Annotated in this window: 21 protein-coding genes and 1 pseudogene; all 22 read right to left on the reverse strand. The window is 29.6% G+C overall.

Features of this window, described 5'->3' with window-relative positions:
* Position 1 precedes the first annotated feature (1 nt).
* The 22 genes and pseudogenes from FA046_RS05710 to FA046_RS05815 all read right to left on the reverse strand — a co-directional run bounded on the left by FA046_RS05710 (position 2) and on the right by FA046_RS05815 (position 25,744).
* The gene (locus FA046_RS05710; protein WP_136825430.1) at positions 2 to 2,314 is read right to left on the reverse strand and encodes a glycosyltransferase; all 2,313 of its coding nucleotides are present in this window, start codon (positions 2,312 to 2,314) and stop codon (positions 2 to 4) included.
* Positions 2,307 to 3,608, reverse strand: a complete 1,302-nt coding sequence (locus FA046_RS05715; protein WP_136825431.1) for an O-antigen ligase family protein — start codon at positions 3,606 to 3,608, stop codon at positions 2,307 to 2,309. The genes FA046_RS05710 and FA046_RS05715 overlap by 8 nt, the downstream gene beginning before the upstream one ends.
* Positions 3,609 to 3,624: 16 nt before the next feature.
* A complete protein-coding gene (locus FA046_RS05720; protein WP_136825432.1) occupies positions 3,625 to 4,647 on the reverse strand; it encodes a glycosyltransferase family 4 protein in 1,023 nt (340 codons plus the stop codon).
* Positions 4,628 to 5,407 carry a class I SAM-dependent methyltransferase gene (locus FA046_RS05725; RefSeq protein ID WP_136825433.1) on the reverse strand — a complete coding sequence of 260 codons (780 nt, stop codon included), beginning with the start codon at positions 5,405 to 5,407 and terminating at the stop codon, positions 4,628 to 4,630. Before FA046_RS05725 ends, FA046_RS05720 begins: the two co-directional genes overlap by 20 nt.
* The gene (locus FA046_RS05730) at positions 5,394 to 6,488 is read right to left on the reverse strand and encodes a glycosyltransferase (RefSeq protein ID WP_136825434.1); all 1,095 of its coding nucleotides are present in this window, start codon (positions 6,486 to 6,488) and stop codon (positions 5,394 to 5,396) included. The genes FA046_RS05725 and FA046_RS05730 overlap by 14 nt, the downstream gene beginning before the upstream one ends.
* Positions 6,489 to 7,424, reverse strand: coding sequence for a glycosyltransferase family 2 protein (locus tag FA046_RS05735; protein ID WP_136825435.1), 936 nt, complete (start codon positions 7,422 to 7,424; stop codon positions 6,489 to 6,491).
* Positions 7,421 to 8,122 carry an FkbM family methyltransferase gene (locus FA046_RS05740; protein ID WP_169303310.1) on the reverse strand — a complete coding sequence of 234 codons (702 nt, stop codon included), beginning with the start codon at positions 8,120 to 8,122 and terminating at the stop codon, positions 7,421 to 7,423. Before FA046_RS05740 ends, FA046_RS05735 begins: the two co-directional genes overlap by 4 nt.
* A gap of 58 nt (positions 8,123 to 8,180) precedes the next feature.
* On the reverse strand, positions 8,181 to 9,122 hold the full coding sequence (locus FA046_RS05745; RefSeq protein ID WP_136825437.1) for a hypothetical protein: 942 nt from the start codon (positions 9,120 to 9,122) through the stop codon (positions 8,181 to 8,183).
* Positions 9,115 to 9,969: a glycosyltransferase family 2 protein gene (locus FA046_RS05750; protein WP_136825438.1), complete on the reverse strand. Its 855-nt coding sequence runs from the start codon at positions 9,967 to 9,969 to the stop codon at positions 9,115 to 9,117. The genes FA046_RS05745 and FA046_RS05750 overlap by 8 nt, the downstream gene beginning before the upstream one ends.
* An 8-nt stretch (positions 9,970 to 9,977) precedes the next feature.
* A complete protein-coding gene (locus FA046_RS05755; protein WP_136825439.1) occupies positions 9,978 to 10,868 on the reverse strand; it encodes a glycosyltransferase family 2 protein in 891 nt (296 codons plus the stop codon).
* Positions 10,861 to 11,952: a glycosyltransferase WbsX family protein gene (locus tag FA046_RS05760; RefSeq protein ID WP_136825440.1), complete on the reverse strand. Its 1,092-nt coding sequence runs from the start codon at positions 11,950 to 11,952 to the stop codon at positions 10,861 to 10,863. The genes FA046_RS05755 and FA046_RS05760 overlap by 8 nt, the downstream gene beginning before the upstream one ends.
* Positions 11,953 to 12,317: 365 nt before the next feature.
* Positions 12,318 to 13,160 (reverse strand): glycosyltransferase family 2 protein, encoded by an 843-nt coding sequence (locus FA046_RS05765; protein ID WP_136825441.1) that lies wholly within the window; start codon positions 13,158 to 13,160, stop codon positions 12,318 to 12,320.
* Positions 13,153 to 14,721, reverse strand: coding sequence for an FkbM family methyltransferase (locus FA046_RS05770; protein WP_136825442.1), 1,569 nt, complete (start codon positions 14,719 to 14,721; stop codon positions 13,153 to 13,155). The genes FA046_RS05765 and FA046_RS05770 overlap by 8 nt, the downstream gene beginning before the upstream one ends.
* Positions 14,722 to 14,746: 25 nt before the next feature.
* A complete protein-coding gene (locus tag FA046_RS05775) occupies positions 14,747 to 15,592 on the reverse strand; it encodes a TylF/MycF/NovP-related O-methyltransferase (RefSeq protein ID WP_136825443.1) in 846 nt (281 codons plus the stop codon).
* A 4-nt stretch (positions 15,593 to 15,596) separates the two neighbouring features.
* Positions 15,597 to 15,761: pseudogene (locus FA046_RS17600) on the reverse strand (DapH/DapD/GlmU-related protein); the annotation flags it as partial.
* A gap of 408 nt (positions 15,762 to 16,169) precedes the next feature.
* A complete protein-coding gene (locus FA046_RS05785) occupies positions 16,170 to 17,429 on the reverse strand; it encodes an ABC transporter ATP-binding protein (RefSeq protein WP_205943610.1) in 1,260 nt (419 codons plus the stop codon).
* Between the two features lie 2 nt (positions 17,430 to 17,431).
* Positions 17,432 to 18,127, reverse strand: a complete 696-nt coding sequence (locus FA046_RS05790; RefSeq protein ID WP_136825445.1) for an O-methyltransferase — start codon at positions 18,125 to 18,127, stop codon at positions 17,432 to 17,434.
* Positions 18,128 to 18,138: 11 nt separating this feature from the next.
* Positions 18,139 to 19,230: an acyltransferase family protein gene (locus FA046_RS05795; RefSeq protein ID WP_136825446.1), complete on the reverse strand. Its 1,092-nt coding sequence runs from the start codon at positions 19,228 to 19,230 to the stop codon at positions 18,139 to 18,141.
* Positions 19,230 to 20,099, reverse strand: a complete 870-nt coding sequence (locus tag FA046_RS05800; RefSeq protein ID WP_136825447.1) for an ABC transporter permease — start codon at positions 20,097 to 20,099, stop codon at positions 19,230 to 19,232. The genes FA046_RS05795 and FA046_RS05800 overlap by 1 nt, the downstream gene beginning before the upstream one ends.
* Before the next feature lie 116 nt (positions 20,100 to 20,215).
* Positions 20,216 to 21,322 (reverse strand): glycosyltransferase family 4 protein, encoded by a 1,107-nt coding sequence (locus FA046_RS05805; protein WP_136825448.1) that lies wholly within the window; start codon positions 21,320 to 21,322, stop codon positions 20,216 to 20,218.
* 19 nt (positions 21,323 to 21,341) lie between these two features.
* On the reverse strand, positions 21,342 to 23,180 hold the full coding sequence (gene asnB / locus FA046_RS05810; RefSeq protein WP_136825449.1) for an asparagine synthase (glutamine-hydrolyzing): 1,839 nt from the start codon (positions 23,178 to 23,180) through the stop codon (positions 21,342 to 21,344).
* Between the two features lie 119 nt (positions 23,181 to 23,299).
* Positions 23,300 to 25,744 (reverse strand): GumC family protein, encoded by a 2,445-nt coding sequence (locus tag FA046_RS05815; protein ID WP_136825450.1) that lies wholly within the window; start codon positions 25,742 to 25,744, stop codon positions 23,300 to 23,302.
* Between the last annotated feature and the right edge of the window lies 1 nt (position 25,745).

Genomic DNA, 25,745 nt, shown 5'->3' on the forward strand with positions numbered 1-25,745 from the left:
TTTATCTATAAATTAATGACTGTTTAATTTCGTTCCACATTTTTACATAGCCCCAGTTTAATAAAATCTTCCTATTTTCTTCTTTTTGGACGTTAGGGTCTAATTCTAGAGAAGCTATCATTTTCTGTTGTAAAGTAGTTACATCTTTAAAAGGATATATAAAACCATTTTTACCTTCAATAATGAGATCTGTTGCCGAGCCTACAGTATCTGAGGTAATCACAGTACAATCACATGCAATCGCTTCATGTACTGATACACCCCAATTTTCTTCTCTTGTTGAATGTACGAAAACATCTGATAAATGATAATAGAGAGGTAAATTAACGTAATTAATATATCCTAAAAATCTAATATCTATTTCATCTCTTTTTTTACAATAAGCTTCTAAATCAGGCCTACTATTACCATCGCCTATAATTAAAAGTGTCCAGTCTGGTTGATTACATTTTATAAATGCATTAATTACATCAATAGGATTTTCTCTACTCACCAATTTAGCAACACATAAAAACACTTTTTGATGATTTTTTAATTGGAGTTTATTTTTCAGTTTATTTAATTCTAGCGAATTGATTTTATTAAACTTATTTTCATCAATTGAATAAGAAAAGAAATTAATCTGATTAGATTTTTTACCTAATGCCAATATATAATCTCTTGTTTGGTTACCTACTACTAAGAAATGATCAAATAGTTTAAAGGCGATTTTTAAAATTGGGAGCTTCCAATACTTCCAAGCTATAGGTTGATTTCTTAATATTGAATCTGTTCTTAAAGCTAGTTTATTGGAGTGAATAAACATTAAATCTAAAATATTCAAATATTTTCCATTGTATCCATTACTAATGATGAGTTCATATCCATTTAACTGAAGTATTTTTTTTAAATCACTTCTTGATTTTGTAATATGGTAGTTGTAACCTTCGAAGAGGTCAAAGCCCCAATCAATTTTTCTACTGATCTCTTTATCGTAATGAAGTTGCTTGTCCGTACCAATATAAATTACATCAAACTTTACTTGATCTTTTTGAGAAAAAATATATTGAAAAAATGGAACTTCAAACTGTGTAGGGTGAGTCACAATGAAAGCAATTTTAGGTCGTATCGTAGTCAAAATAGTAGAAAACACTACTTTTATTTGGTTATTGTATTTCTCCCAACTTATTAATTTTGATTGTGCATAAGCATTTCTACTTATGAGCTCTTTCTCCGATAAACTTAAATGGTAAAATTTTAAAATCGAATGATTTAGCGCTTCACTGCTTAATTCTTGCATGATGAAGCCATCAAATCCATCAGTGATTTTCTCGCCTGCTCCAACAAAAGGAGAGACAATATTAGGAATGCCTAACATCATGGTTTCTGGCACTACCATCCCAAAAGAATCAAATCTGCTTGGTAAAATATGTAATTGGATGTTTTCTGCTTGTAAATACTGTATCAGTTTAGGTTGATTAAAAGAGCCGGCAAAAACTACCTTTCCATTGCTTAAATTATTTTCATCTAACCTATCTAATACCCAACTTTTAGAAATCTTCCCAATCAGGTGTAATTGAAATGGAATCTTTAAGTTGTTAATAACATTCAATAAAAAATCAAGTCCTTTTCTCAATTCCATATTGGCTATAAAAGCAATTTGTAAAACAGGTTGTTCAAAGTTTATTTTATTAATTTCTAATTTGGGTAGTGCTGCGCCAACATGTGCGGTAAAATGGAGGGCTTCAGATGTTTTTTCTTGATAGCTTTCCTTTGCAAAATCAGAACAATACAGGGCAAAATCAATATACTGTCTTTCTTTTAACTTTAGCGCTATTCCATAATTGGTTTCTTGTATACCTAAGGCAATAGCACTCTCGTGACTAATAGAAGGGAAATCCATTACGACAGACATTTTCCACTTTTTAGCAAAGAAACTCAAAGGCCAGCCACAAGTGTCATATAAAACCAAAACGGTATTTTTTCTATTAAAAAATAGATAAGGAACTAAAAAAATACCAAAAAAATAGCTCCATAGGTACTGAATATTATTATAATTGCTAAACTTCTTTTTTGGAAAAAGTAAAAAGTACAATTTTTCATGCAATAAACTCAGTAGCTCAAAAAAGGGGAATATAGAGAGGGAGACCTCTTTATCAATGTCTTTTACACGTTTTTTAAAGACTCGGAAATTAGCTAAAGGATGTTTAGGTTTTATTAAAAACCAAGTACAAAGGCTCACCTTGCTAAACAAATCAGAAAGAACCAATGCATTGGCTAAACGATAGGCGTGTTGTACCCCTGGATGGATAATAAGGATCTTCTTCTTATTCAAGTTCTAATTTTTTCTTTTTCTGTAAATAAATTACCTTATCTAAATAGCATATTCCCAACGCAACGTACATCAAATTATAAACATTATAAACAATGGGAACTGTCGAAAAAATAAGTAGTATAATAATTAGCATAAAGATTTTATTAATATAAGTATTATACAGTAATCTGTAAAACATGAAAATCTTTAGAGCTAATAATAAATATCCTCCCTCAAATATCACCTTCCAAACTTCGCCTTCAGGTGGAATACCTTTCAAATAAGGAGAATATCCAAATAATTCATTAGCCCCCTGATATCCTCCACCTAGACCAGCCCCGAAATAAGGGAAAGGACCATTATATCCTAAAATTACATCAATAAATTCTGTACCTCTAGAAGAACCTTCTTCTTTATTATCTTCCACTCTCGATTCAAAATTACTATAAGCCTGATCTAGTTTTTCTATAGAATTAACAGGATCATTTAGTCCAACATTTAGTAATATGATAAATGCTACTCCTACTACAATTTGAAATAAAAGACTTATACTTTTTAAAAAGTCAGATGAAAATATTATGAAAGAAAAAATACCAATGATGTAAAAAGCAGTTACTCCTCTAGAACCAGAAATAAAGCAACCATAAATACCTAGTGTGATTAAAAAACCTAACAATATTCTATTAAAGTTTTCTTTTACCATACATGCACAAATAAAAAAGGTATAGAAAATAATATAAGCACCAAAACCTGAAATAAAACTAAAAGTCCCTGTTACTCTAATTGAATCTCCAACAGCAGCTTTACCAGCTTCTTCAACAGACCCTTCCACTAGGTATTTATTTAATATGTGTTCGGCTGGTAATGAGTATTGAAAAGCACCTAGGATAAATTGAAAAATACTTGCGAATAAAAATAATTTGAATAATCTTTCAATAGGAAACCAATTCCTAAATTGTAAATAAACTAGAATGATGAGCCAAAAAGTAAAATGTAAGATAAAACCTAAAGCGCCATGGAACAAGGTTACATTTAATGGATTAAAGGCTTCAAAAATTAATACTATGCCGTATAATTTTAAAACATCGGCTATTTTTTTGTTTTTTTCATCGAAGGTTTGCTCCTTTACTTTGTGAAAGTAATAGATTAGGAAAGGGCAAATTAATTGAACTGCAAATATTAATGTGCTAATAATAGAATCCGAGAAAACCCACTTTCTAATTGCACCAGAAAAAGTAGTAATTGTGAACATCATTACTAGTAACCACATATTCTTTTTTAGCGCATCGGTTTTAACAATTTCATTTATGACCATAACTAATAAACTAGTATTAAGAAGTATGCTTTTTGATAAATTCTAAATATTTTTTTGAAGTTGAAAGTATGCTATGGCTTTTAAGATGAGTTTCAACAGAAGATTTATCAAATAGAGTGTTTTTTGATGTGAAATATGTTTTTAATTGAAAATATAAACTTTCAATATCTCCATTTTGAAAATTTAATGATTGTTTACCACTAGCTTCGATCAAACCACCATTTTGAGACACCATTAAATCGCAACCACAAGCCAATCCTTCAAGCGCAACAATACCAAATGGTTCTTTCCATTTAGAAGGCACTACCATTAATTTGTGCTGATTCAATAAATTCACTAAAGATTGGCCAATATGTTTGCCTGAAAAAATGATTTGATGATTAAGGTTTAAGCTAAACACAATGTTTTTTAGATTTTCTAATTCAGGTCCAGTGCCGATAATTGTTAAGCTTGGGCATAAATGATCATTTTTTTTTAGTAGATGTAGTGCATTTACTAATGTATCTACTCCTTTGTCAGAAACTAATCTACCAACAAAAACAATGTCGAATTCTCTTTGTTTACTTAAGTTTTTAAATAGATGATCATTATAACAATTTCCAATTACACAGCCCTTATTAAAATTTAGTGAGTCTTTCACAAATTCACTACAATAAATGTTTATACTAAACTTCGCAATGTATCTTTTAATTCTTTCTAGTAAATCTATACTACCATCTATGTTGGTATAGGTAATTTGGTGGCTCACAAAAAAAGGTTTTCTCTTAAAAAATAAAGGCCACAAACCTTTTAAACTTATATTAAAGTTTAAGTAGGCATCACACTCTTTATAGTAATTATAGAATTGAAAAATGCTTGGATTTCTTACTGTTTTATAGGGCGTTGTTTCTATATTGTCTGCTATTGGTTTATTACCTACAAGCGTAATCACAATTACTTCGACGCCAAGTTCGCTTAAACCTCTTGCTAAAAAGTCCATCATATTTTCCAATCCACCTAAAACCGGTAAAAAAGAGGGACTAAATATTAAAATTTTCATTACACTTTGTTTTAGCGCTTAAAAATAGCCACGATTCATTTTTCCTAAATTCATTACTTAAATAGGTGAAATTCTTAATAATAAATTCATTTTTAAATTTAGAACTCAATTCTTGTTTATTAATTTTATTTATAGTGACTATATCATGTGTTTTACAAAACCTTTCCCTCATTTTTGTTGAAACATCTGGATAAATATCGTGATGCAACTCAATAAGGATATCACAGTATTTCAAACCTTTGGTTTCCTTTGGATCAAGTAAAATATATTCGTATCCCTCAATATCACACAAAATAAATGTTGTTTTATCTGGACTAAGCCTCGCACTTAAATTTTTTGAAGTGCATTCGCCAAAAATTTCTATGGAATTTTCAATCCACAAATTGTTTAACATTAAGTTTCTTTCAATTTGCTTTCTACCTTTTTTTTCAGTCTCAAAGGCTGCAATTTGTAATGAAGGATTAAGATACTTTACACCGCAAACATAATATCCTTCAGCAGCTCCTATATCAATAAAAAGATGATAATCTTTTAAGAAATCCTTAGTAAAGAAATGTGATAATTCATGTTCATAGGTGCCTATTAGTTTGGGGGTTAAAACAGAACCCACACTATTAAGATTATATTTTAGACCCTTAAAAGGTCCTTGATGAATTTTATTTCCTAATTTATGAGAATAGTAATACTGAGGGATGTTAACATTGCAATACAGCCAATATTTGTATTTTAAATGTTGAACTATTTTTTTAAATATGTTCATTAATTTTATTTGCAATATTTTTCCAATCAAATTCTTGCTGTAAAGTAACTAAATTACTTTTGATATCTTTAATTAACATTGGGTTATTTATTGTTTCTAATATAAGTTTTGCTGCCATTGAGCTATTTTCCGGAACAAAAATTAGATGCTCTTTATGCTTTAAAAAACCATCAGTCATATCCCCTTTATTACTAAAAATTAATGTTCTATGAACTATTGCAGCAACTGAAATCCCGCTTTTTAGACTAAAACCCCCAAAGTTCTGTTCAAGTTTTTCTATAAGTAGTAAACCAATTGTATTAGATAAAATAATGCTTAAATCATTTTCTCCAACAATACCATGCACATATATACATGCGGCTAATTCGGGTGCGTTTTTTATAAATAGATCAATAATATTTAAATTATCATCAGATAATTTCCCAATTATTTTTAGATCACATTGCCCACCAGAAAGTATATTAAATTCTTTAAAAATGGATAACGCTTGGTGGTGATCACGATTGCCCCACAAAGTAAAATAAGGTCGTGTATCATTTTTTTTTAAGTGAGTTGTTTGTGGTATTATGTTAGGCCCAATTCTAAGTAAATGACTGTTTTTTTGGAATAAAATGCATTGTTTAAGGTATCTTTCAATACTAGTAAATACTACTGTCGAATTTTTTAATATAATGGACAAACATTGTTTTTGAAGTAATGAATAAATTTTTGTTTTAAAGGAATGTCCCGGTCTAATGTAAGTTTCGTGTACAATAGTGAAAATACGCTTCTTTTTGAGAGAAAGTATAATTGTTAGCAACGCAAGCCAAAAAGGAAACCCTTTTCGATGGAAACTATAACCTACATATTGTAAAATGATAACGTCGGAATGGTTATTCAATAGGCCATTTAACAACCTAAATTTCTCTTTAATGCTTTGTAAGTTGTTTATATTAATATTATCATCCGAGTAATTTGTAGATGTAAAAATTTGAATTTGATGAGAGTGGTATTGTTTTAGAAATTCAGATAAATGGGCAGAATAATCCCCAACACCATCATGCTCACCAGTCCAATATTTTGATATGATGCTAATTTTCAATTACTTTAAGATAACTTGACCAAGTTTAATTAAATGGTAAATACCTCTAGGAGTAAACCTTTTATAAAAAGGGTACTGTTTAGAGAAATAGAATTCTTTTGCTTCTTTATATTTTTTAAGATTTAAATAACTCCCAAATAAAAGTATATATTCATCTGTTAAAATCTTTTTGTGCAGAGAAGGGTATTTTTTGTTTATGCCAAATTCATCTAAGATTTTATATTTAAAAACTATAGCGTTATTATTTGATAATTTAGAGATTGAATCCTTACTTATTCTATAATTTGAAACAAATTCATTGACAAAGTACAGTTTAAGGTCATATAAGATTGTTGCTCTTATTATCAAGTCAATATCACAAGCATCTCCAGCAGTCTCATAATCTCTATAGCCCAACTTTCTTAATTGAGCTCCTGATATCAAAAATCCATTACTTGGGCATCTTTGTAAAAGTGTTGCCTTTATGTTATCAGTTTGTAAACCAACAAATGTTACACTTCTTTGGTAAGAAAGGTTAAGGTTATCTGTTGCATTTTTATTCTCTATATCGTTTTGATCTATTATTTTTTGCTTACCATATAAAATTAAATTGTTAGGAAAATTTAATTCTTCTAATTTTTTTAATAAACATATCAACCCTTCTGATGTAAAAGAATCATCATCATGCATAATTACACAATAGTCTCCTGTAGTTTGTTTAATTAAAAAATCAACATTTTTATTTTGCTTTAATGCTTTTTTGTGGTGGAAATATTTTATTTCATAATTTTTCTGTGGCAAAAATGATTGTAAATCCTTTTGACTTAAACTAGGGATAGTCGAATCGTCACCTATTAAAATTTCGAATTGATAGTTGCTTTCAAAAAAGCAAGACAAAATAGCTTTTTCTAAAAATTCGCGTCTGTTATATGTAGGAATGCAAATAGATATTTTCATATAGATTTATGATAGCATAAAAGTATACCACTATTCTCCTCTAATTTTTTATGCTTTATAATTTTGAAATTTAATTGAAGAAGTTCTTTTAATTTTTCCATGGTTTTGTTCTCTTTGGGAGAAAGATGATATTCCATAGTAAGAATCTTAACTTTATTCCAGCACTTTAGCTTTAAAACTTCCCATTCAGCCCCTTCACAATCCATCTTTACTAAATCAATTCCAACACCTATTCCATTGACAAATTCTTCAAAATTTATTTGGTCAATACCGCCCTTCTCATCTTCAATAGATACTCCAAGTCCACTTACGATTTGTTGTTCCCTTTTTTGTTCTATTAAGCTTATTTTACAGTTTTTAGCCCCTACAGCTTTATTATAAAAATTGATATTTTTATTAGGGCAATTTTTAATAAAATGAACTTTTAGATTAGGATTTGGCTCAAAACTATGAATAGTGGCTTTAGGGAATTTAGCATGTAAAGCTAAAGTTGAGAATCCAATATTGGCACCAATATCAATAATGGTATTGACGGGGGAATTTATTTTTTCAAAATAATAACAATCGTCTAAAAATAGCTCTCTAAAAATAATAAGTGAGGTAGTATCTTCTTTTATATAACTTAAACCTTGTATTTTCCCATTTATGTAAATTTTATTAGGCATAGCTATTTTTGCTACACTTGTAAAAAATGGCATACCTAGTTTTTTAGCCCGGAAGTTTCTATGGAAAAATTGTAAAGCCCTCTCTAACATGCTAGAATATTCTCTGTAAAATTTGAGTAATCAATATCTCCATTTTTCTAAGATTTTGTGTAATCTTATTAGGGTATAAGTTAATTGGACTGAAGCTATTTTCTTGAAAAGAATAATTGGCAGGTGAAATTTTACTGCCTCTTTTAAGGAAATCTAAAATGAATTTCCTTTCCCAAGTTTTAATTCCAGTATTATGGTGCATTAAATAGCCAGCAGGTATAAAGCCCATGCCTTCTGGTCCCACAATACTGACTTTTATAGAGCTATAATTTTGAATAATGGTTGCATTCAAGATATCCTGATCACCTGTAATAGGATTTAACCTTTTATGGGTCTTTGTCCTTTTTATGGCTGGCTTAAGTTCTGTTAAGTCATTACCATTTTGAACAAGTAACAAAATGTTGTTTTTCCATTTACTAATTAAGTCTAGGGAGTTGATGGAGCACCCTATAAAGCCACTATTAATATAGAAGTTGAAATTACTCCCATTTTCTAAATCATAGTCATATAATTTAGCCCATTGCTGTTTAATAGGGTGGTTGTAGGGCATTATAGGATAACAATCATCAAGTACTAGGCCCATTCCATAGTCAATCCATTCTTCAAAAAAATCCCAATCACCAATAATGGTAATATCAGGATCAAAATAATAAATTTTATAATTTATATAAATTTTAAAGAGTTGCTCAAAAAAGAAAGGTTTGTAGTAACGTAAGTGCAATTTTGTTTCAATCTCTATAAACTCAATTTCAATATCTTTGATATTAGACAAAAAGTATTTGTCATTTTTTTTATTCAGTTGGGATATCCAAAATGGTAAAGCCCCTTTATAACCAACAATTATTTTACCACTAAAATTACAAGCACAAGCAGAGTTAATAAGCGCTCCTACACCATATTCATACCTATTCTCAAATAATGTAAATATGATTGATTTAGACATAAAGGGTGATATTTTTTAAAGCAGTTAAGTTAGGTTTTTTATAATATTTGAAACAGGCATATAAATATTTGAAAGTTAAAATATAGCCACTATTCCATTTTGCTTTTATTTTTAACTTGTATATTTCTGGATAAATGGGAATCATCCACAAAAGAGTAGATTCAAATTCACCTAATGGGATCTTAGAATTGTTATTTTCATGAACACGGTAAGTACCCACAATATCACCACTGTAATAAGCTAATAAATTTTGCTGATAGCTCTCATACCATAGCATGGCATCGCATACTTGTGTAGGGTAAAATAAGCCAAATTCATTTTTTAATTTGTCTAGACTTCCTTTTTTTGCTAGAGTATAATTCCAATGTATCCTATAAAAACGTTGATGGTTAATATTGATGATGTTATGGGTAATCCCTTTATATGATTTAAAAATAGTGCCTAAATCTGCATTTTTTTCATCATCAGTTCTTTCGTAACTATTGATGACCATATCAATTCCTTCATGAACTTGAAAATAGGAAACACTACGTTCTAAAAAATCATTAACTACTAAATCATCCGCATTAAAAATAACTACAAATTCTCCCTTTACCTTTTCATAAACCTCATTCCAGTTCTTCCCAATTCCAAAGTTTTGAGAATTTTGATAAAGTCTAATTTTATCATGGAATTCATATTTCTCCAATAATAGCTCCCAGGTTCCATCTTTTGAGCAATCATCCTGAACAATCAATTCCCAATTCTTGTAGGTTTGGTTAATGAAGCAATTTATTGTTTCCTCAATAAATTCAATCGCATTATATACGGGTAAACAGATACTGACCAGTGGTTGATAATTAAACATAATCTTTATTAGCTAAAACACAAGATTAGCGTATTAAAAAAATCACTAACTTTTATTCTTCCCCTTATAAAACCCCCAAATATAGCCCTAAATTCTTTCCAATTTAAAATATTAGCAGTACGTTTTAAAGATGCTTCAGTATCGGAAATGTGATGCATACACATGTTTCTTGCCTTTATTCTTTCTCGCATACCTAAGTAATTGTTGTCCGATTTTTTGGTGAGGTTATTAGAATGGGAGCGATAATTGTTCAACGCATCTGGGATATATGCAATTGAATGTTTAGTGCAAATTAGCATATAGCACAGCCAATCTCCTGCATACTTATAATCATAGGTTTTCGCTATCACGTTTTCAATAGCTTTTTTTCTAAATAAAACAGCACTTACATTATTAATCGTACAAGTTTTAATAAGGCTATGTTTAAGTTCTTCTATCCCATTTATTTGATATGCATTATCCCATTTATCACTGTGGTATTTTTCTGCTTTTTTTATTTTAAAGCTCCCTGTTTTTTTTTGTTCTGTAATAATATTAGAATCGGTGTATACAAAGCCTAAATTATTGTTTGCTTCAAGCATTTTTAAGCAAATTTCTAAAAAGGTGTTTTCCGCAAAGTCATCACTTTCGGCAATCCAAATATATTCTCCTTTAGCTAGTAATATTCCTTTTGCCCATTGTTTAAATGGGGAGCCCCCATTTACTTTGTTATAAACTATTTGATTTACTTTGGGATGTCTTTTATATTTTTCAATAATTAAACTACTATTGTCTGTACTGCAATCGTCTAGTATAATTAACTCAAAATCTTGATAGGTTTGTGCCAAGATCGATTCTATTCTTTTATTTAGAAAAGACGAATGATTAAAATTGGGAACAATAACTGAGATTTTAGGCATTATTTAAAATATCTTTTGTTGCCTCTAAATATTGTTTTCCCCATTTGGTACACGGTTCTAAATGGTTTCCTTCTGCCCACTCATTCCAGGCGTTTATGAAAATAAAGTTATCTTCTCCATTTTCCTTTTTAATCTTCTCAGTAAGTTTTAATAGCCATCTTTTATATATTTCAGGATTGTTATTTTTAAATATAAATCCTCCTTTTTTTCTTCTGGCAGTATTATCCCACATAGGAGTAATACATGGCATAACTCTACCAAGGCTTTGCTTTTCTATAAAGGCTTTAAATGCTTCATTACTATATTGTTCATAATTACAAATCACATGATCCCAATATGGAGTTTTCTTAATACCAAAATTATGAAGTTTAATTTCCAGTTTGTTAGGTGTAATTCGATTAGCTTGTTTGAATTGAGGTTGAAAATCCATTACTGCATCAAACCCTAATTTTGATGGAGATATCTCAGCTTGATGTGCATTTACCATAATTAGATACAGGTCATTGAACCCATTTTTTTGTGCGATTTTTCTCCATAACTCAATTGTTACTTTAATATTAGGAAATAAATGTGGTCTGTAAATTACAAATACAGGTTTCCCATCAACTGTAATATAATTTTTATGCCTAAAAAAAGTTTCGCACAAAAAAGACATGTGGTCACCATCATCTTCATCACTATAGTTTTGTTTTATTAATACTTCTTGATCATGCCCGTCCCATCTCCTTGTCCAGTTTTCGTTTGCCCAACAGAGCATAAATGGAAAATTCAAATCATTTTTCAGAACAATATCTAATGCCTCGTTCATCAATCTTTTACCATTAAACCAATAATGATAATAGCAAAAACCTTCAATACCATGTTGTTTTGCCAATTTGATCTGTTCTAAATGTGTTGTGATTAACCTTAGATCATAAAAACCTAAATCTGAAGGTAAATGTGGTTGATAATGCCCTTTAAAAAGAGGTTTTGCCTTGGTTACATTGGTCCATTCTGTAAAACCTTTTCCCCACCACTCATCATTTTCAGTAAATGGGTGAAATTGAGGTAAATATATTGCGATTGGTTTAATTTTATTTGACAATATGAGCTTTAATTAATAATAGTAACATTAGCCACTTACAGCTAAATAATATTTATTAGGTAATTGATATTTTGATACAGTGTTTTTGATGGTTTTTTTAAATGATATATTATCATAAAAATTTTGATTAAGCAAAATAAACTTAAGACAAAAAACGAACGCATACGTTATTTATTAATATATTTTAAATTGTGGATATAATTTAAAATATATTAATGATTCAATAAACTTTTAAACTGTAAAAAATTTAATCTATATTTTAATGAAGTTATAAAAACTTAAATTAATGTGGCTTATATGATAAACCTAGATATTCTTTAAAATCTTTTCCTATCAAGCGCCTTAAATATATGAAATTGAAGACATTATGTTGCGATTCGTTTAAATGAATGCATTTTTATTTTTTGTTTAAGCGAAAGAATAAAATAAAATATATAAAGTTTTACTTTGTTACAAACATGCAGCTCCTTAGTGAAAATATATTTTCTAAGTTCCTCTTTTATATTAATAAAAGCACTCTTATATAAGATATTTCTAAAATATTTAAATAGATTAGAGTAGTACTCATTTTGAAAAATTTCGTCTTTTTCGTAAGAACTTATTCCTCCGTTATTAAACTCTGCTAAAATCTCATTTATGTAAATAGGTTTTTTAAACGAATAAGCTCTTAAGTTCAGGTCGTAATCTGCACAAATTTTAAATTTTAAATTATAATTACCAATTGACGTCAATAATGATTTACTATAAAAAACACTTTGATGACAAATATTTCTTTCAATTATTTTTTGTAAATTAAATTCTCCATCATAAACAGATTTATTTATAGCCCAAGGGATATTTCCATTAATAGACACATTACCATAAATCCAATTATTTGGGTGCAATAAACATAACTTATGAATTTTCCCCAAAACATCTGAATTATATAATGAGTCGTCACTACCTAAGAAGTATAGCCAGTCACCTTGTGATAATTCAATTCCCTTATTCATTGCATCATAAACACCATTATCAGTTTCTGAAATAATTTTAACGCGTTTATCATTATAGGAATTTGCTATTAATATTGTTTTATCGGTTGAAAGCCCATCTATAATCAATATTTCGTAGTTAGTAAAGGTCTGAAAAAATACACTATCTAGACATTCTTTTAAAGTATTGGATGAATTAAATGTGGGGATTATAATTGTAAAAAATACTTTATCCATTGTTTACAAACCAAAATTCTTTTGCTACCATAATTGCATTTAAATTAGTATTAGCGTACTCGTAATAACCTTTTGATTTAAGATATTCTATTAATTCTGATCTTCTTTTACCCGCACCAATAGGTGAATATTCTGCTGCCTCAACACAAATTATTTTTGGGGCACTAAAATCAAAATTAATAGACTTTATAATAGCTTCATCTAATCCTTCAACATCAATGCTTAAAAAGTCAGGAAATATCCCATTGTTGTATTTTCTTAATACATTATCAATATTATCAGTATCTATTAATTTTATTTCGTCTAAAACCTTACTACTATTAATCATATTTTCATATTCTTCCTTACTAAAAGTACTTAACGTGTCGTCCTTCATAATGTAAAAGTCCATTTTACCACTAATATTACTTATCCCAATGTTTAAGTTAACATCCTCTGGTCGTTCAATTTTAAATTTTGATAGTAATTTGGGATTTGCTTCAATATTTATACCTCTACAACCATTTTTATAGAACACAGCAGTGTTGTTTAAATAAAATGGATCGTTTGCTCCAATATCCAAATAACTTGGTTTTGTTATACCACGCAGCTCAAAAATGTATTTGATAATTAAATCTTCACCACATTGAGAAAATGATTCTTTTTTGTGGGGGTTAATATTTTTAGTTCCTTTTGAATTGAAAATATATTTTAGTAAACGATTAATTTTATTTTTCATTTTTATATTAAAAACATTTTGTCTTTTTTTAATTGAATTTGGTCCAAAAGTTTTATTACGATGATGATTTAGTAGTTGATGATAATTTGAGCAAATAGGGTGATCAGAGTAATATTTGGTTTGGAGTTGATTTAGTTGATTTACACAATTAAACTCATTTTTTAGACGATATTTTGAAAGCTTATAGTGATTGCCAAATTGAGAGGGCATTCTGTGTAATTCGATATTATATTTTATTGCTAGGAGAGAAAGAATGGATTGATCCCATCTGTGTTCAATGAACTCTTTGAAATTATTTTCCCCACAAATATTGGGGAGACTACTAATAACATTAATATTACAAGAATGTAATAACCACTCTTCTATAAATTTAATACTTAAATCACTTTTTTTGAAGAGACAAAATGCGGCATCACAATGCATTCCATCCCAATATTTTTTGTTGTCACAGTCCATTAAAATAAAACAATCACGTTTTGTCCAAAGCTTATTGTTAAAGTCTGAATTTTGAAATAATAGTATATCTGTTTTATTTAAGCAAATATCAATCAACGGATTTATGTTATTAATAATCTCTATGCCACAATCAGAATATATTACAACATCACCATCATTGAGTTTTTTTAAAGCTTCAAGAATTATAAAAGGTTTCCATATCCAATAACCAAGCCCTTTTGAGTTTGAGAAAATATCTGAATTTTTTTTATAAAAATCAGTAGGAATGAGATCATTATAATCATATGAAAAAATTGTTGAAATTCCGAACTCCTTTGCGGATATATTTAGCCTATTTCTACTATCAATAAAGAGATGGTCTGATAGATTAGTTAAAGCGATATTCATTATTTCTTTATAAATCAATTAAAGTTTAATATTTAATCGCTAAACGAGAACTAAAATCTATTCTATTAAGATATATATCTAGTTTGTTATTCAAAATATATTCGTCAACAGCTTTTTTTTGTCCCATCCATTGTCCATAATCATCAATAATCATTACCCCTTTATTCACTAGTATTGGATATAAGTACTCTAGTTCATGAATTGTAGATTCGTACCAATCAGTATCAAGTCTTAATAATGCTATTTGATGAGGTATCTGATTAGGTATTGTGTCTTCAACTTTCCCCTTTATAAAATGTATTTTGTTGGGATTGTATCCAATGGATAATAAATTATTTTTTACTTCTTCTATATTCGAATAACACCATATATTATTTCCATTTTCTTTTTCACTCAATTCTTTCTCTAAAAGGATTGAAGCTATTTTGTTATCAAAACTAATGTCATTAGAAGAAGGAGTTGCCATCCCTTCAAAAGTATCATATAGATATAATTCTCTATTTAATTCACCTAATTCAATTAATGTTTTTGCAATTAGCATCATGCTCCCTCCTTTCCATACTCCGCATTCGACAAATGCTCCTGGTATATTATTTTTAACAATATATTCAACTGCTCTTATTAAGGAAATCATCCTTAATGGGCCAGTCATAGTATATTGTTTCACATTGTTGATTTTTTGAATTTCATCTAAAGTTAAATCATCTAAAGTAAAATATAAACTGTATTCTTCATGTAATTGATTTTGTAAGAAATGTAATTCGTTGATTTTTTTTAAGCTATCAGAAGAAATACTAAGGTCTAAATTCCTTTTTTTTCTCTGTATTTCTAAGTTTAATTTACTTAAAAAATATTTAATGATTTTTTTCATATTTCTATATTCTGGTTTTTAAGAATTTAGCAGGGTTACCACCTACAACTGTATAAGGTTGGACGTTTTTAGTTACTACGCTCCCCGCAGCTATTACACAGCCATCACCAATAATAACCCCTGGTAATATAATCGCACCACATCCAATCCAAACATCATTTCCAATAATTACATTATTTTTTTCTTCGTCCCATGGATTTTCCCTTAGTAGAATTTTTTTTTCAATGCAATGATTTGCGGCAATAATTCTTACATTTTGGGCTATCAGACAATCATTTCCTATTTTTATATAACCTCCAGCTGCTCTAATGTCACAAAACTCACCAAATGATGTATTTTCTCCTATATCTAGGTGTGAGATTTTGTTGTTTTTATCCCTATTTACAATTGTTAAAAAGCAATAGTTTGATATATAAACATTCTTATTAATTTTAAGATCTTCAATTGCTTCGTATCTTATTATGACCTTATTTTCTATAAAGCAGTTGAATTTAGATTTTAGAGATTCTATTTTTCTAAAATGAGTATATTTCTCTATTAATTTACTTTTGATGAAAGTTAATATCATTATCTACTGTTAATCTGTGTATTGCCATTTATTTAATGAGAGCAAGATTCCTGTTCTATTTCCTGTATTTAAAAAATTATTATTTTCAATTGAAAAAAAAATTTCAACACTATCAAAAAGAGTGGTGTTAATTTCACCCATTATAAAAGTGATTTTATAATTTCCAGAATTTAGATTGTATAATGGAATAGGAGCTATTACATTATAGAGGCCAGGTTGTCTAATTTCTATTAACTGCTCTGCGGTAAGTTTATCAGTATCTGAGCTGGAATATAAATGTGTATCAAAAGTATCTGAAATTGTAAAGCCAATATTAAAGTATTTGGTGGGTTTCACAATCTCGTATTTTATTGAAGCATATGAAATAGTTTCTGCTTTAAAACTATTAGTGATTTTTTTTTCATAACTAAATAAATCTATTTTGTGTATAAAGCCAAGTTTATTTATTTTACTTCTATCATGTGTGTATTTAGATTTTTGATGATCAAATTGCAAATATTCTTGAGTAACAATATCTATAGAATTATAATTAGATAATTTCCCATTTTCTAAAAGAATACCCATTTGGCAAAGTTCTTTGATTGCAGATAGATTATGGCTAACAAACAAAATTGTTCTACCCTCACTTTTACTTACATCATTCATTTTTCCTAAGCATTTCTTCTGAAATTCAGCATCTCCTACTGCAAGTACCTCATCAACCACTAAGATTTCTGAATCTAAATGCGCTGCTACAGCAAATGCTAAGCGTACATACATACCACTGCTATAACGCTTTACTGGCGTATCAATATATCGTTCAATCCCAGCGAAATTGACAATTTCATCAAATTTACGGCTTATTTCTTTTTTACGCATCCCTAAAATGGCTCCATTTAAAAAGATGTTTTCACGCCCGGTGAGTTCTGGATGAAATCCCGTACCCACTTCTAATAAACTGGCTACTCTGCCTTTTACTTTTACGCTACCTGTGGTAGGGGAGGTCACACGGCTCAATATTTTCAATAAAGTGCTTTTCCCTGCGCCATTCCGGCCTATAATTCCCACCGCATCGCCCTGTTCAATTTCAAAATCAAGGTCTTTTAAACTCCAAACCATATTGCTTTCGCCTTTAGTGGTACGGTCGTTAGTTTCACCTATCTTTAAAAAAGGGTCATCTTTTCCTCTAACTTTATATGCCCATCTTTTTAAATCATTAGAGAGCGTCCCTGTCCCAATCTCACCCAATTGGTAAGCTTTAGATAAGTTTTCTACTTTAATTGCTTTCATTTTTATTTTTTGTAGGTAATAGGTGTACAATCATATATCAATGGTTTTCCACCTAATACATAATCAAGACCCCACTGATTATTTTTACCTAGGTTTTTTGCAATGGTTTTTTCACCTATTCTATTTGCATCATCTAAAAAATAATTTAAAGAATCGTTCATAATTTTATCTTGTAAATAAATAAAGGCACCAGCTCTACAATATGGATTGTTGTAAGCAATAGGCGCATCAATAATTACAAGATCTAAAGGCTCATTTTTTAATACAAAGTCTAAAGATTTAAAATTAAACCACTTAAAATTATGTGAATTAAAATTTAATGATTCGCTCAAATCAACTTGATGAAATTCTGTCACATCATGAGTTTGAACAGTTTCTTTAATTATTTTCAACCACTTTAAATCCTGCTCTATACAAATTAGTTTACAATCTAATGCTTTTTCTTTGATTAATTGGTTTATAAAAATAGTACTACTTCCGGCTCCAAATTCCAGTATTCTTTTGGGTTTATATATTAATATATAATTCATCAAATGCAATAATGCGGTAGGAGACATTGACCATGTGGTCATAGGGAAAGCGGGTAAATTTTTAAAATAAGAATGCAAAATATTGAGACTGTAGGCCTGTATTGTTTTTTGCCTTTGCTCTTCTAGCCTTACCGGAAGGTGCCAAAATGATTTAATTTTATTAAGCATTATAATATTTATTATACGGTATTAAATTTTGTCTTAAACTTTAGAAAGTATAATTCTATCAAATAATAAGACAAAATAGCCATGGTGAAAATACCAATGATGTTGAAAGGGAATTTATTCCACCAAATATAGTTAACGTCATAAAACTTATCACTAAAAACAAATAATTGTTGCCATAAATATAGGCTATAACTAATTTTGGCTTGGTAATTTAAAAAGCTATTATTCAATAAAAGTATAGGTTTGCAATTTGCACTAATGAGTAATACTAATAAAATACTAAGCGAGCTTAATGTAGAACCAAACGGTAATAAAACCTTTCCAAATTGGCCATTGTACATAGCATGTTCAATCAACCAAAATATAAAAGTAAATACCAACAAGTATAAATTGGGGTTTTTTAAAAAAAATGATATCGGAATTAATTTTTTAGCATATAACAACGCACCTATAGAGCCGATAATAATAGGTTCGGCTAGGTTGAATAATGGAGATAATGTATATAACTGGTATTCAGGATGTAAATACACCAAGACTCTTGAAAATGGGTTTAAGCAAATAATAGCAATAGCGATGTAAATCACCTTATCACAAAAGAATTTGAATATAGTTGGCCAAATTAAATAGTATTGCTCTTCAACAGATAAACTCCAAGTATGCGCCAGAATAAATGTTTTGGGAAAAAAAGGAAAATTTGATAAGTATAAAAAAGCACCTATAAAAGCACCATTATTGATATCTAATTGATAATAATAGTTAATTAAATAGGCAATAAATAAAAAAAAAATAAATGCTGGAACGATTCTTAAAAAACGCCTCATGTAAAATTTTCTCAAATTGATTTTACCGTTTTTTAGCTGTTCTTTTATCAATAAAGATGTAATGAGAAACCCGCTCAAAACAAAAAACACCCTAACCCCTAATTTTCCATCATGTAAAAAGTAACGTATATTATTAACTATAGAAACAGGTATGTTATCAACAAACTGCTGATGAGCAATAATTACAATCAGTATAGATAAGCCTCTTATTCCATTTAGGCCGTTGAAGCTTTTATGATTTAAATATCCATTTAAAGAAAGTGGTTGAGCTAGGTTTATCATTATACGGTATCAACAAATGTTTTTTCAACCCTGTTAAAAATAATTACGCCTATAAATAATAATAAAACAGAGATAAAGGAGGTGTACAAAAAGCTTTGTAGATTAAAACTTCCTTCTCCTAAAAAACCCAGCCTAAATCCTTCTATAATAGTGGTCATTGGATTATATTCAATAATCCAGGCATATTTAGGGTATTTACTAATTGCTGTACTCAGTGGGTAAATTACCGTTGTGGCGTACATTAATAATTGAACGCCAAAAGTAACCAAAAAAGCTAAATCACGGTATTTAGTAGTCATGGCTGTAATAATAAGGCCAATGCCTAAACCTTGGATACCCATTAAGATAACCAACAAAGGAAATAGCATTACATAAAAAGTGATATTAAAATTTGCTCCGGTAAAATAATAGTAAGTCAATAACAATATAAATAAGAGCATTTGAACACCAAAGCGCACCAAATTACTAACCACAATACTTAAAGGCATAATTAAACGAGGGAAATAAACTTTTCCAAAAATATTGGCATTATCTTTAAATACGGTACTGGTTTTGGTTAAACAATCTGCAAAATAATTCCATGCCGTAATGCCAGCCATGTAAAAAAGCGGTTGAGGTAAACCATCTGTTGAAATACCTGCTAAATTACCAAAAATGAAGGTATAAATAATGGTGGTAAATAAAGGCTGTATAAAAAACCATAATGGACCTAAAATGGTTTGCTTATAAAAACTAACAAAATCTCTTCTTACCAATAATCCTAAAAGGTCACGATAGCGCCAAACATCAGCTAAATGTAATTCAAACAGATTATTTTGAGGCTTAATTTCTAAATCCCATGATTCATCCTGAGCGTTTTGTAATGGCATTTTTTTAGAGTTAATAGGCTGCAAATGTAATTTTTTGTTTTGTTAAAATTAATAATTGTGTTTACTTAGGGCTTAAGCTTATTAATAATTTATTTATTCATTATTTTTTTTAACAATTAATGGAGCAGTATCTTGATTTTTTGGGCATAATTTTTAAACCCATAATTATTTATGGTGCTGTTTTGAATTTCTATAGTCTTTTGGTTAAAATTTAATAAATCTACGATGGTTTTTAAAATTTCTTTAGGTTTTTTTGGATCACATAAAAGGCCTGTCTGTCCTGATATTACAGCATCACGGCTACCATCGCTATTTCCGGCAAGTACAGGAACACCACAAGCACTGGCTTCAATAAAAGTGATACCAAAACCTTCTCCCTCACTGGGCATCACATAAACATCTGCCAATTGATAATGCGCTATGAGTTCATCTTCTTGAATAAAGCCTAAAAACTTTACATATTTATTTACTTTGTATTGATTAACTAGCTGTTTTAATCTGATGATTTCTTTTTCATCAGCTTTGCCTGCAATGAGATAAACAACATTTTGATTTGTTTTGATTAGCTCTGGCAATAGTTGTATGATTTTATCATAACCTTTATATTGTTCTGTAAATGATAACCTAGCTAATGTTAAAAGTACTTTTTGAATAGGTTTAATTTGATAACGAGCCAATAGATAATTTGGCTTATCTAATATTTTTGGGATTTTAAAATAAGGGTCTAAAGCATTTGGAAATACTGCAATTTTATTTTCATCAACTTGATGTTTATTTACTAATTGTTGTTTTGTAAAATGGCTAACCGCTAATATTTGAGTACTAGCCTGTATTACTTTTTGTTGTACAGCGTTGAGGTTACCCCAAACTTCTATGCCATGGGCATGTAAAATAAGCTTAGTTTTAGGCTTTAAAAGCATGATCATCCATGCTACAGGAGCTAAATGAATATGGCTTAAAATTAAAGTATCGGCCCAAAAACCACTTAAAATGCTGTAAATACTAAATAGTAATTTACGACCTTTAAAACCTTTAAAATGGAATTTTTCTATGTATTTTTTATCAGGTTTATCATCTAATAAGATAGCGGCTTTAATTTTAAATTCAGGATTTTCTTGATTTATTATAGTCAGAGATCTTAACCAACTTTTATTCACCTTTTCTATGCCTCCAGCCTGCGAAAAGGCACTCAAACCCAGAAATAAAATTTTCTTCTTATTCATAACCTAGATTTTGCACTTATTATTTAAAATCTAAAGCATCTTTACCCCCAAACTTTTCCAACACAATTAAACTCATAATTTTAGACCAATGTAATTGGTCTTCTTCATAGGCTTTGAATAAGGAAGTTAAAGATTTGTTTTTTAAATAAGACTGCTTGGTTTGTAGATATAGAGGATGTTCTTTAAGCCAATATTGAAAGGGAAATGTAAAACCCATTTTTGGGCGGTCCCAAATCTGTTGTGGTAATAAATTATCAAAAGCATGAATTAATAAATGCTTTGCGGGTTTATTTTTATTGAAAATGAGAGATGCAGGTAAGCTATTACAAAGTTGTACCAAATCTTGATCTAAAAATGGGACCCTAACTTCTAAACCATGTTGCATACTCATATAATCTGCATCTTTCAATAATTGGTTTTGCATAAAATAATGCTGTTCATACCAAGCTGCTTTTTTGCCATCGTAAGTGAATGGTTTAACTATTGAAGGTTCGGGGATAAAATGCAATGCTTTTTCTTGTTGTTTATTATCTATATTAAAGAAATGCTGTAATTGTTGTGGATTAAAAAAACCTCTTAAAAAAAGATATTCATAAATACTATTCTCTCTGTGCTTTAAATAACTGACTCTTTGTAAGGCGTCTTTATGAATTAATTTAGCTCCAGCAACAATTAAGCTTCTAAAATTTCTGGCTAAAGGGATATTTTTTATTCTTTTAAAAGAGGGGTATCCTCCAAATAATTCATCGGCTCCGATACCAGAGAGTACTGCTTTTAGCCCAGCATCTTTGGCGGCTTTAGATACAAACCAAGAGTTTATACCATCTGTACTAGGCTGATCCATGGCTGCAATAATTTCCTCAAAATATTGGTCAAAGTCTTGCTTGCTAACCTCTTTTGCAATATGTTTCCCTGGTAATTTGGCGGTAATAGTATCCTGATATTTCTTTTCAGAATATTGAGCCTCTGGAAAATGTAAAGAAACAGTAATTAATTTATCTTCTTGATATTTTGAAGCTTGTAAAGCTAACAGAGAGCTATCTATTCCGCCACTTAAAAAAACGCCAATAGAAGCATCAGCAACTAATTGTTTCTGAATGGCTTGGTCTAATGCTCTATCTACTAATATTTGTGCTTCTAAAGCTGATACCTTTAACGCTTCAATCTCTTTATTAAAAAAAGGGACTAAATTTTCAATATTCAGCTTTTTTGAAGTTAAATCAATTTTTAAGAAATGACCTTTTTTAAGCATCCAAACATTACTTAAGGTAGTCATGGGTTCAGGCAAATGCCCCATACTTAAAAATGCAATAGGCCAATCCTTGTTTACGGCGATTTTAAAAGGTAATTGACTAAATGCTTTAACTTCAGAAGCAAAATATAAAGAATCTTGTTGTTGAGTATAATATAGCGGCTTAATTCCCTGTGGGTCTCTTACTAAGTAAAGTTCTTTTTTTAAATGATCAATAAGGGCAAAGGCAAACATCCCCTTTAATTTTTTAAATGCAACAACACCCCATTCAATAAAGGCATTTAATATGACCTCTGTATCCGTACTGCTTTTAAAAACATAACCTATATTACACAACTCAGTTTTTATGTCTTGGTAATTATAAATTTCGCCATTAAATATGATTCCATATTGCTGGTGCATATCAAACATAGGTTGATGACCAAGATTACTCAAATCTAAAAGGGATAATCTACGATGACCTAATGCTAAACCGCTACTTTCATCAATATAAAATCCCTCATCATCTGGTCCGCCATGCTGTTGTATGGTAGTCATCGCTCGCACACAAAAAGTGAGTTCTTGTTTTGAATAATTCTTATTGATGATACCTGCTATTCTACACATATTTTTTTCATCCTGAATTTATGTCAGAATCTTATCAGCTATGAGACACTTATTTAAGTGAGATGCGGTGATAAATACCACATAACATGGCGGTCAATAGAGGGAATTATTAATCTGATTTAAGCTTGATCATTATTTTTTGATCGTTTCCAAAACTTCCACCAAGATTTTTTATCATCATCAGAATAATAGCCGTAACCAGAGTAACCACTATAGTCGGAATAATAATAACCATTATAATGACCAGTATATTTAGTGCTGTAATAACGTGAATGTAGTGCATCTTCAATAAAGGCATTTAATACAATTACCGTATTATTTAATCCATATTCTTGTTCTATTCTTTGTGGAATAGTAGCTGCATTATATTTGGATACACCAGCTCTAATAATGAAAAGATTGATGTCACTTTGTCTGATGATTGGGATGGCGTCTGATACTAAGCCAACTGGAGCTGTATCTATCATTACATAATCATAGCTAAGTTTTAACTTCTCAATCATTTCTGTAAATCTTTCACTATATAAAAGCTCAGACGGATTAGGAGGAACCGGGCCAGATAAAATAAAATCAAGATTTTTTTGAGATGAAGAATGGATAATGCGTGATAACTCATTTTCTTGCCTAGATAGGTAAGAACTTAATCCATTGTCGTTTTTAACATTAAAAACTTTAAAAAGTTTAGATCTTCTTAAATCCCCAGCAATCAAAATAACTTTTTTATCAATCATCGCAAGTGTACTTGCCAAATTTAAAGTGACAAAGGATTTCCCTTCGCCAGATATTTCTGATGTAATACAAACTACTTTACTACCTTTTTCTGTAGCTAAGAAAGAAAGATTAGTTCTTACAGATCTTACTGATTCTGCGAAAATAGATTTAGGTTTTAATAAAGTTAAAATTTCCTTGGTTTCTTTATCGTTAGAATCAGTATATTTTCTTATTACTCCTATAATAGGCACATTGGTAATACTCTCTACAGTTTCTTTATCATAAATATAAGGGTTAACACTTCTATTTAAAAATATTAAGCCAATACCTACTAAAATACCTAATATCCAAGCAGATCTATAAATTTTAACTCTATCTGGACTAATAGGTGTTGTTTTTGCTACCGCGGGCTCTATAATAGAGGCACTACTTAAAATAGATGCTTTAGTGATTTGAGCTTCTAATCTTTTTTCTGACAAGTAAGAGTAAATTTTTTGATTAATATTAAAATCCCTATCTAAAACTTCCATGTTTTTTGATGCAGTTGGTAATTTGTTTAACTCGGCGTAGAAGACATTGATCCTTGTATTAAGAGATTTAATTTGAGTATTTAAGCGTTCAATTTGTGAGTTGATATTTTTATAAATCGTGTTTTTTAAAATGGTGAGTTGGTTGTTAATTTCTTTTAAAGGGGGTGAGTTTTCATTATAAATTGACAGTGCATCTAGTCTTTTAAAAACGAGTAGGTTATATTGTGAAATAAGACTTCCAATCATTGGATCAACAGAACCAAAAATATCCAGATTTAAATTCTTGCTATTATCACTATTACTTATTTGTTCTTTTAATTGCTGATAATTAAGCAATTGAACACGTGAATCATAAACTTCTGTTTCTGTTCTTTCAATGAATAATTGTTTATTCGAAGTATATTTATCTATATCGCCAATTTTTAATTCTTTTTGGTATTGTTCAATTTCAGTTGCTGACAAATTGACTTCCTTTCCTAGCCTACTTAACTGGTTATTAATAAAGGTTATAATTTGGTCAGAAGATTTGGCTTTTTGAAGGATATCGTAATTGAGATAAGTTTCTGCAACAGCATTAACAGCGTCTTTTGCAAAGTAGGGGTTAGTATCCGTGATACTTAAACTGGCAATATTACTAAATTTGGAAGTTTCGTTTAAGCTTACTCCATTCCTAATACGCTGAAATAATTCTTCCTCAGTATTAAATTTAAAGGAATATTCAGAGTCTTCATTTGGGCTACTTGTTTTATCTAAAGAAAACTTGAAGTTTTGTATGATTATTGGTTCATTATATTGGTATTTTTTTATTATTATAATGCCTTCCTTAGGATAAGCTAAGGTAAAATCATTACCTCCTAAATATTTAAAAATGAATAGATTGCTAGGTCTGTATGCATCTTTATTTAATACATTTACTAAAAAGGGTTTATTTGGATAAGTTTCTGTGTTTCTTACTTTGCCTTTAAAGTAATAGCTTACCTGCCAATCCATTTTTTTTAGTGCTTCTATAATTACTTCTCTACTTCTAACCACATAACTCTCATTTTGAATTTTAGCAGCACCCCTATCTCCAGAACTAATTATGGTTACCATATCAGTAAATTCTGATTTTTTCTCATCGTATTTAATATTGGTACTAGTAGAGTAGATTTCAGGCGTGTACCATAAGTATAAAAAGGAAGTGGTCAGTGCAATAATTAATGTCCCTGCTATCCAATACCACCTACTACCAATAATCTTAATTATTTTTGTGTAGTCTAATTCCTGTTCTGGTAATTTACCTTCATTAGGGAGTGGTTTTCTTGAGAGGAAGGGCTGCGCCATG

Origin of the sequence: Pedobacter cryophilus, assembly GCF_005116455.1 — a bacterium.
Taxonomy (GTDB): Bacteria; Bacteroidota; Bacteroidia; order Sphingobacteriales; family Sphingobacteriaceae; genus Pseudopedobacter; species Pseudopedobacter cryophilum.

Excerpts from the sequence above, each read along its gene's own strand:
- asnB (WP_136825449.1), bottom strand. The coding sequence starts at position 23,180 with ATGTGTAGAATAGCAGGTATCATCAATAAGAATTATTCAAAACAAGAA.
- FA046_RS05750 (WP_136825438.1), bottom strand. The coding sequence starts at position 9,969 with ATGTTTAATTATCAACCACTGGTCAGTATCTGTTTACCCGTATATAAT.
- FA046_RS05755 (WP_136825439.1), bottom strand. The coding sequence starts at position 10,868 with ATGCCTAAAATCTCAGTTATTGTTCCCAATTTTAATCATTCGTCTTTT.
- FA046_RS05735 (WP_136825435.1), bottom strand. The coding sequence starts at position 7,424 with ATGAAAATATCTATTTGCATTCCTACATATAACAGACGCGAATTTTTA.
- FA046_RS05770 (WP_136825442.1), bottom strand. The coding sequence starts at position 14,721 with ATGAATATCGCTTTAACTAATCTATCAGACCATCTCTTTATTGATAGT.
- FA046_RS05725 (WP_136825433.1), bottom strand. The coding sequence starts at position 5,407 with ATGAACATATTTAAAAAAATAGTTCAACATTTAAAATACAAATATTGG.
- FA046_RS05720 (WP_136825432.1), bottom strand. The coding sequence starts at position 4,647 with ATGAAAATTTTAATATTTAGTCCCTCTTTTTTACCGGTTTTAGGTGGA.
- FA046_RS05815 (WP_136825450.1), bottom strand. The coding sequence starts at position 25,744 with ATGGCGCAGCCCTTCCTCTCAAGAAAACCACTCCCTAATGAAGGTAAA.
- FA046_RS05790 (WP_136825445.1), bottom strand. The coding sequence starts at position 18,127 with ATGCTTAATAAAATTAAATCATTTTGGCACCTTCCGGTAAGGCTAGAA.
- FA046_RS05745 (WP_136825437.1), bottom strand. The coding sequence starts at position 9,122 with ATGTCTAAATCAATCATATTTACATTATTTGAGAATAGGTATGAATAT.
- FA046_RS05795 (WP_136825446.1), bottom strand. The coding sequence starts at position 19,230 with ATGATAAACCTAGCTCAACCACTTTCTTTAAATGGATATTTAAATCAT.
- FA046_RS05800 (WP_136825447.1), bottom strand. The coding sequence starts at position 20,099 with ATGCCATTACAAAACGCTCAGGATGAATCATGGGATTTAGAAATTAAG.
- FA046_RS05715 (WP_136825431.1), bottom strand. The coding sequence starts at position 3,608 with ATGGTCATAAATGAAATTGTTAAAACCGATGCGCTAAAAAAGAATATG.
- FA046_RS05805 (WP_136825448.1), bottom strand. The coding sequence starts at position 21,322 with ATGAATAAGAAGAAAATTTTATTTCTGGGTTTGAGTGCCTTTTCGCAG.
- FA046_RS05775 (WP_136825443.1), bottom strand. The coding sequence starts at position 15,592 with ATGAAAAAAATCATTAAATATTTTTTAAGTAAATTAAACTTAGAAATA.
- FA046_RS05765 (WP_136825441.1), bottom strand. The coding sequence starts at position 13,160 with ATGGATAAAGTATTTTTTACAATTATAATCCCCACATTTAATTCATCC.
- FA046_RS05785 (WP_205943610.1), bottom strand. The coding sequence starts at position 17,429 with ATGAAAGCAATTAAAGTAGAAAACTTATCTAAAGCTTACCAATTGGGT.
- FA046_RS05740 (WP_169303310.1), bottom strand. The coding sequence starts at position 8,122 with ATGCCATTTTTTACAAGTGTAGCAAAAATAGCTATGCCTAATAAAATT.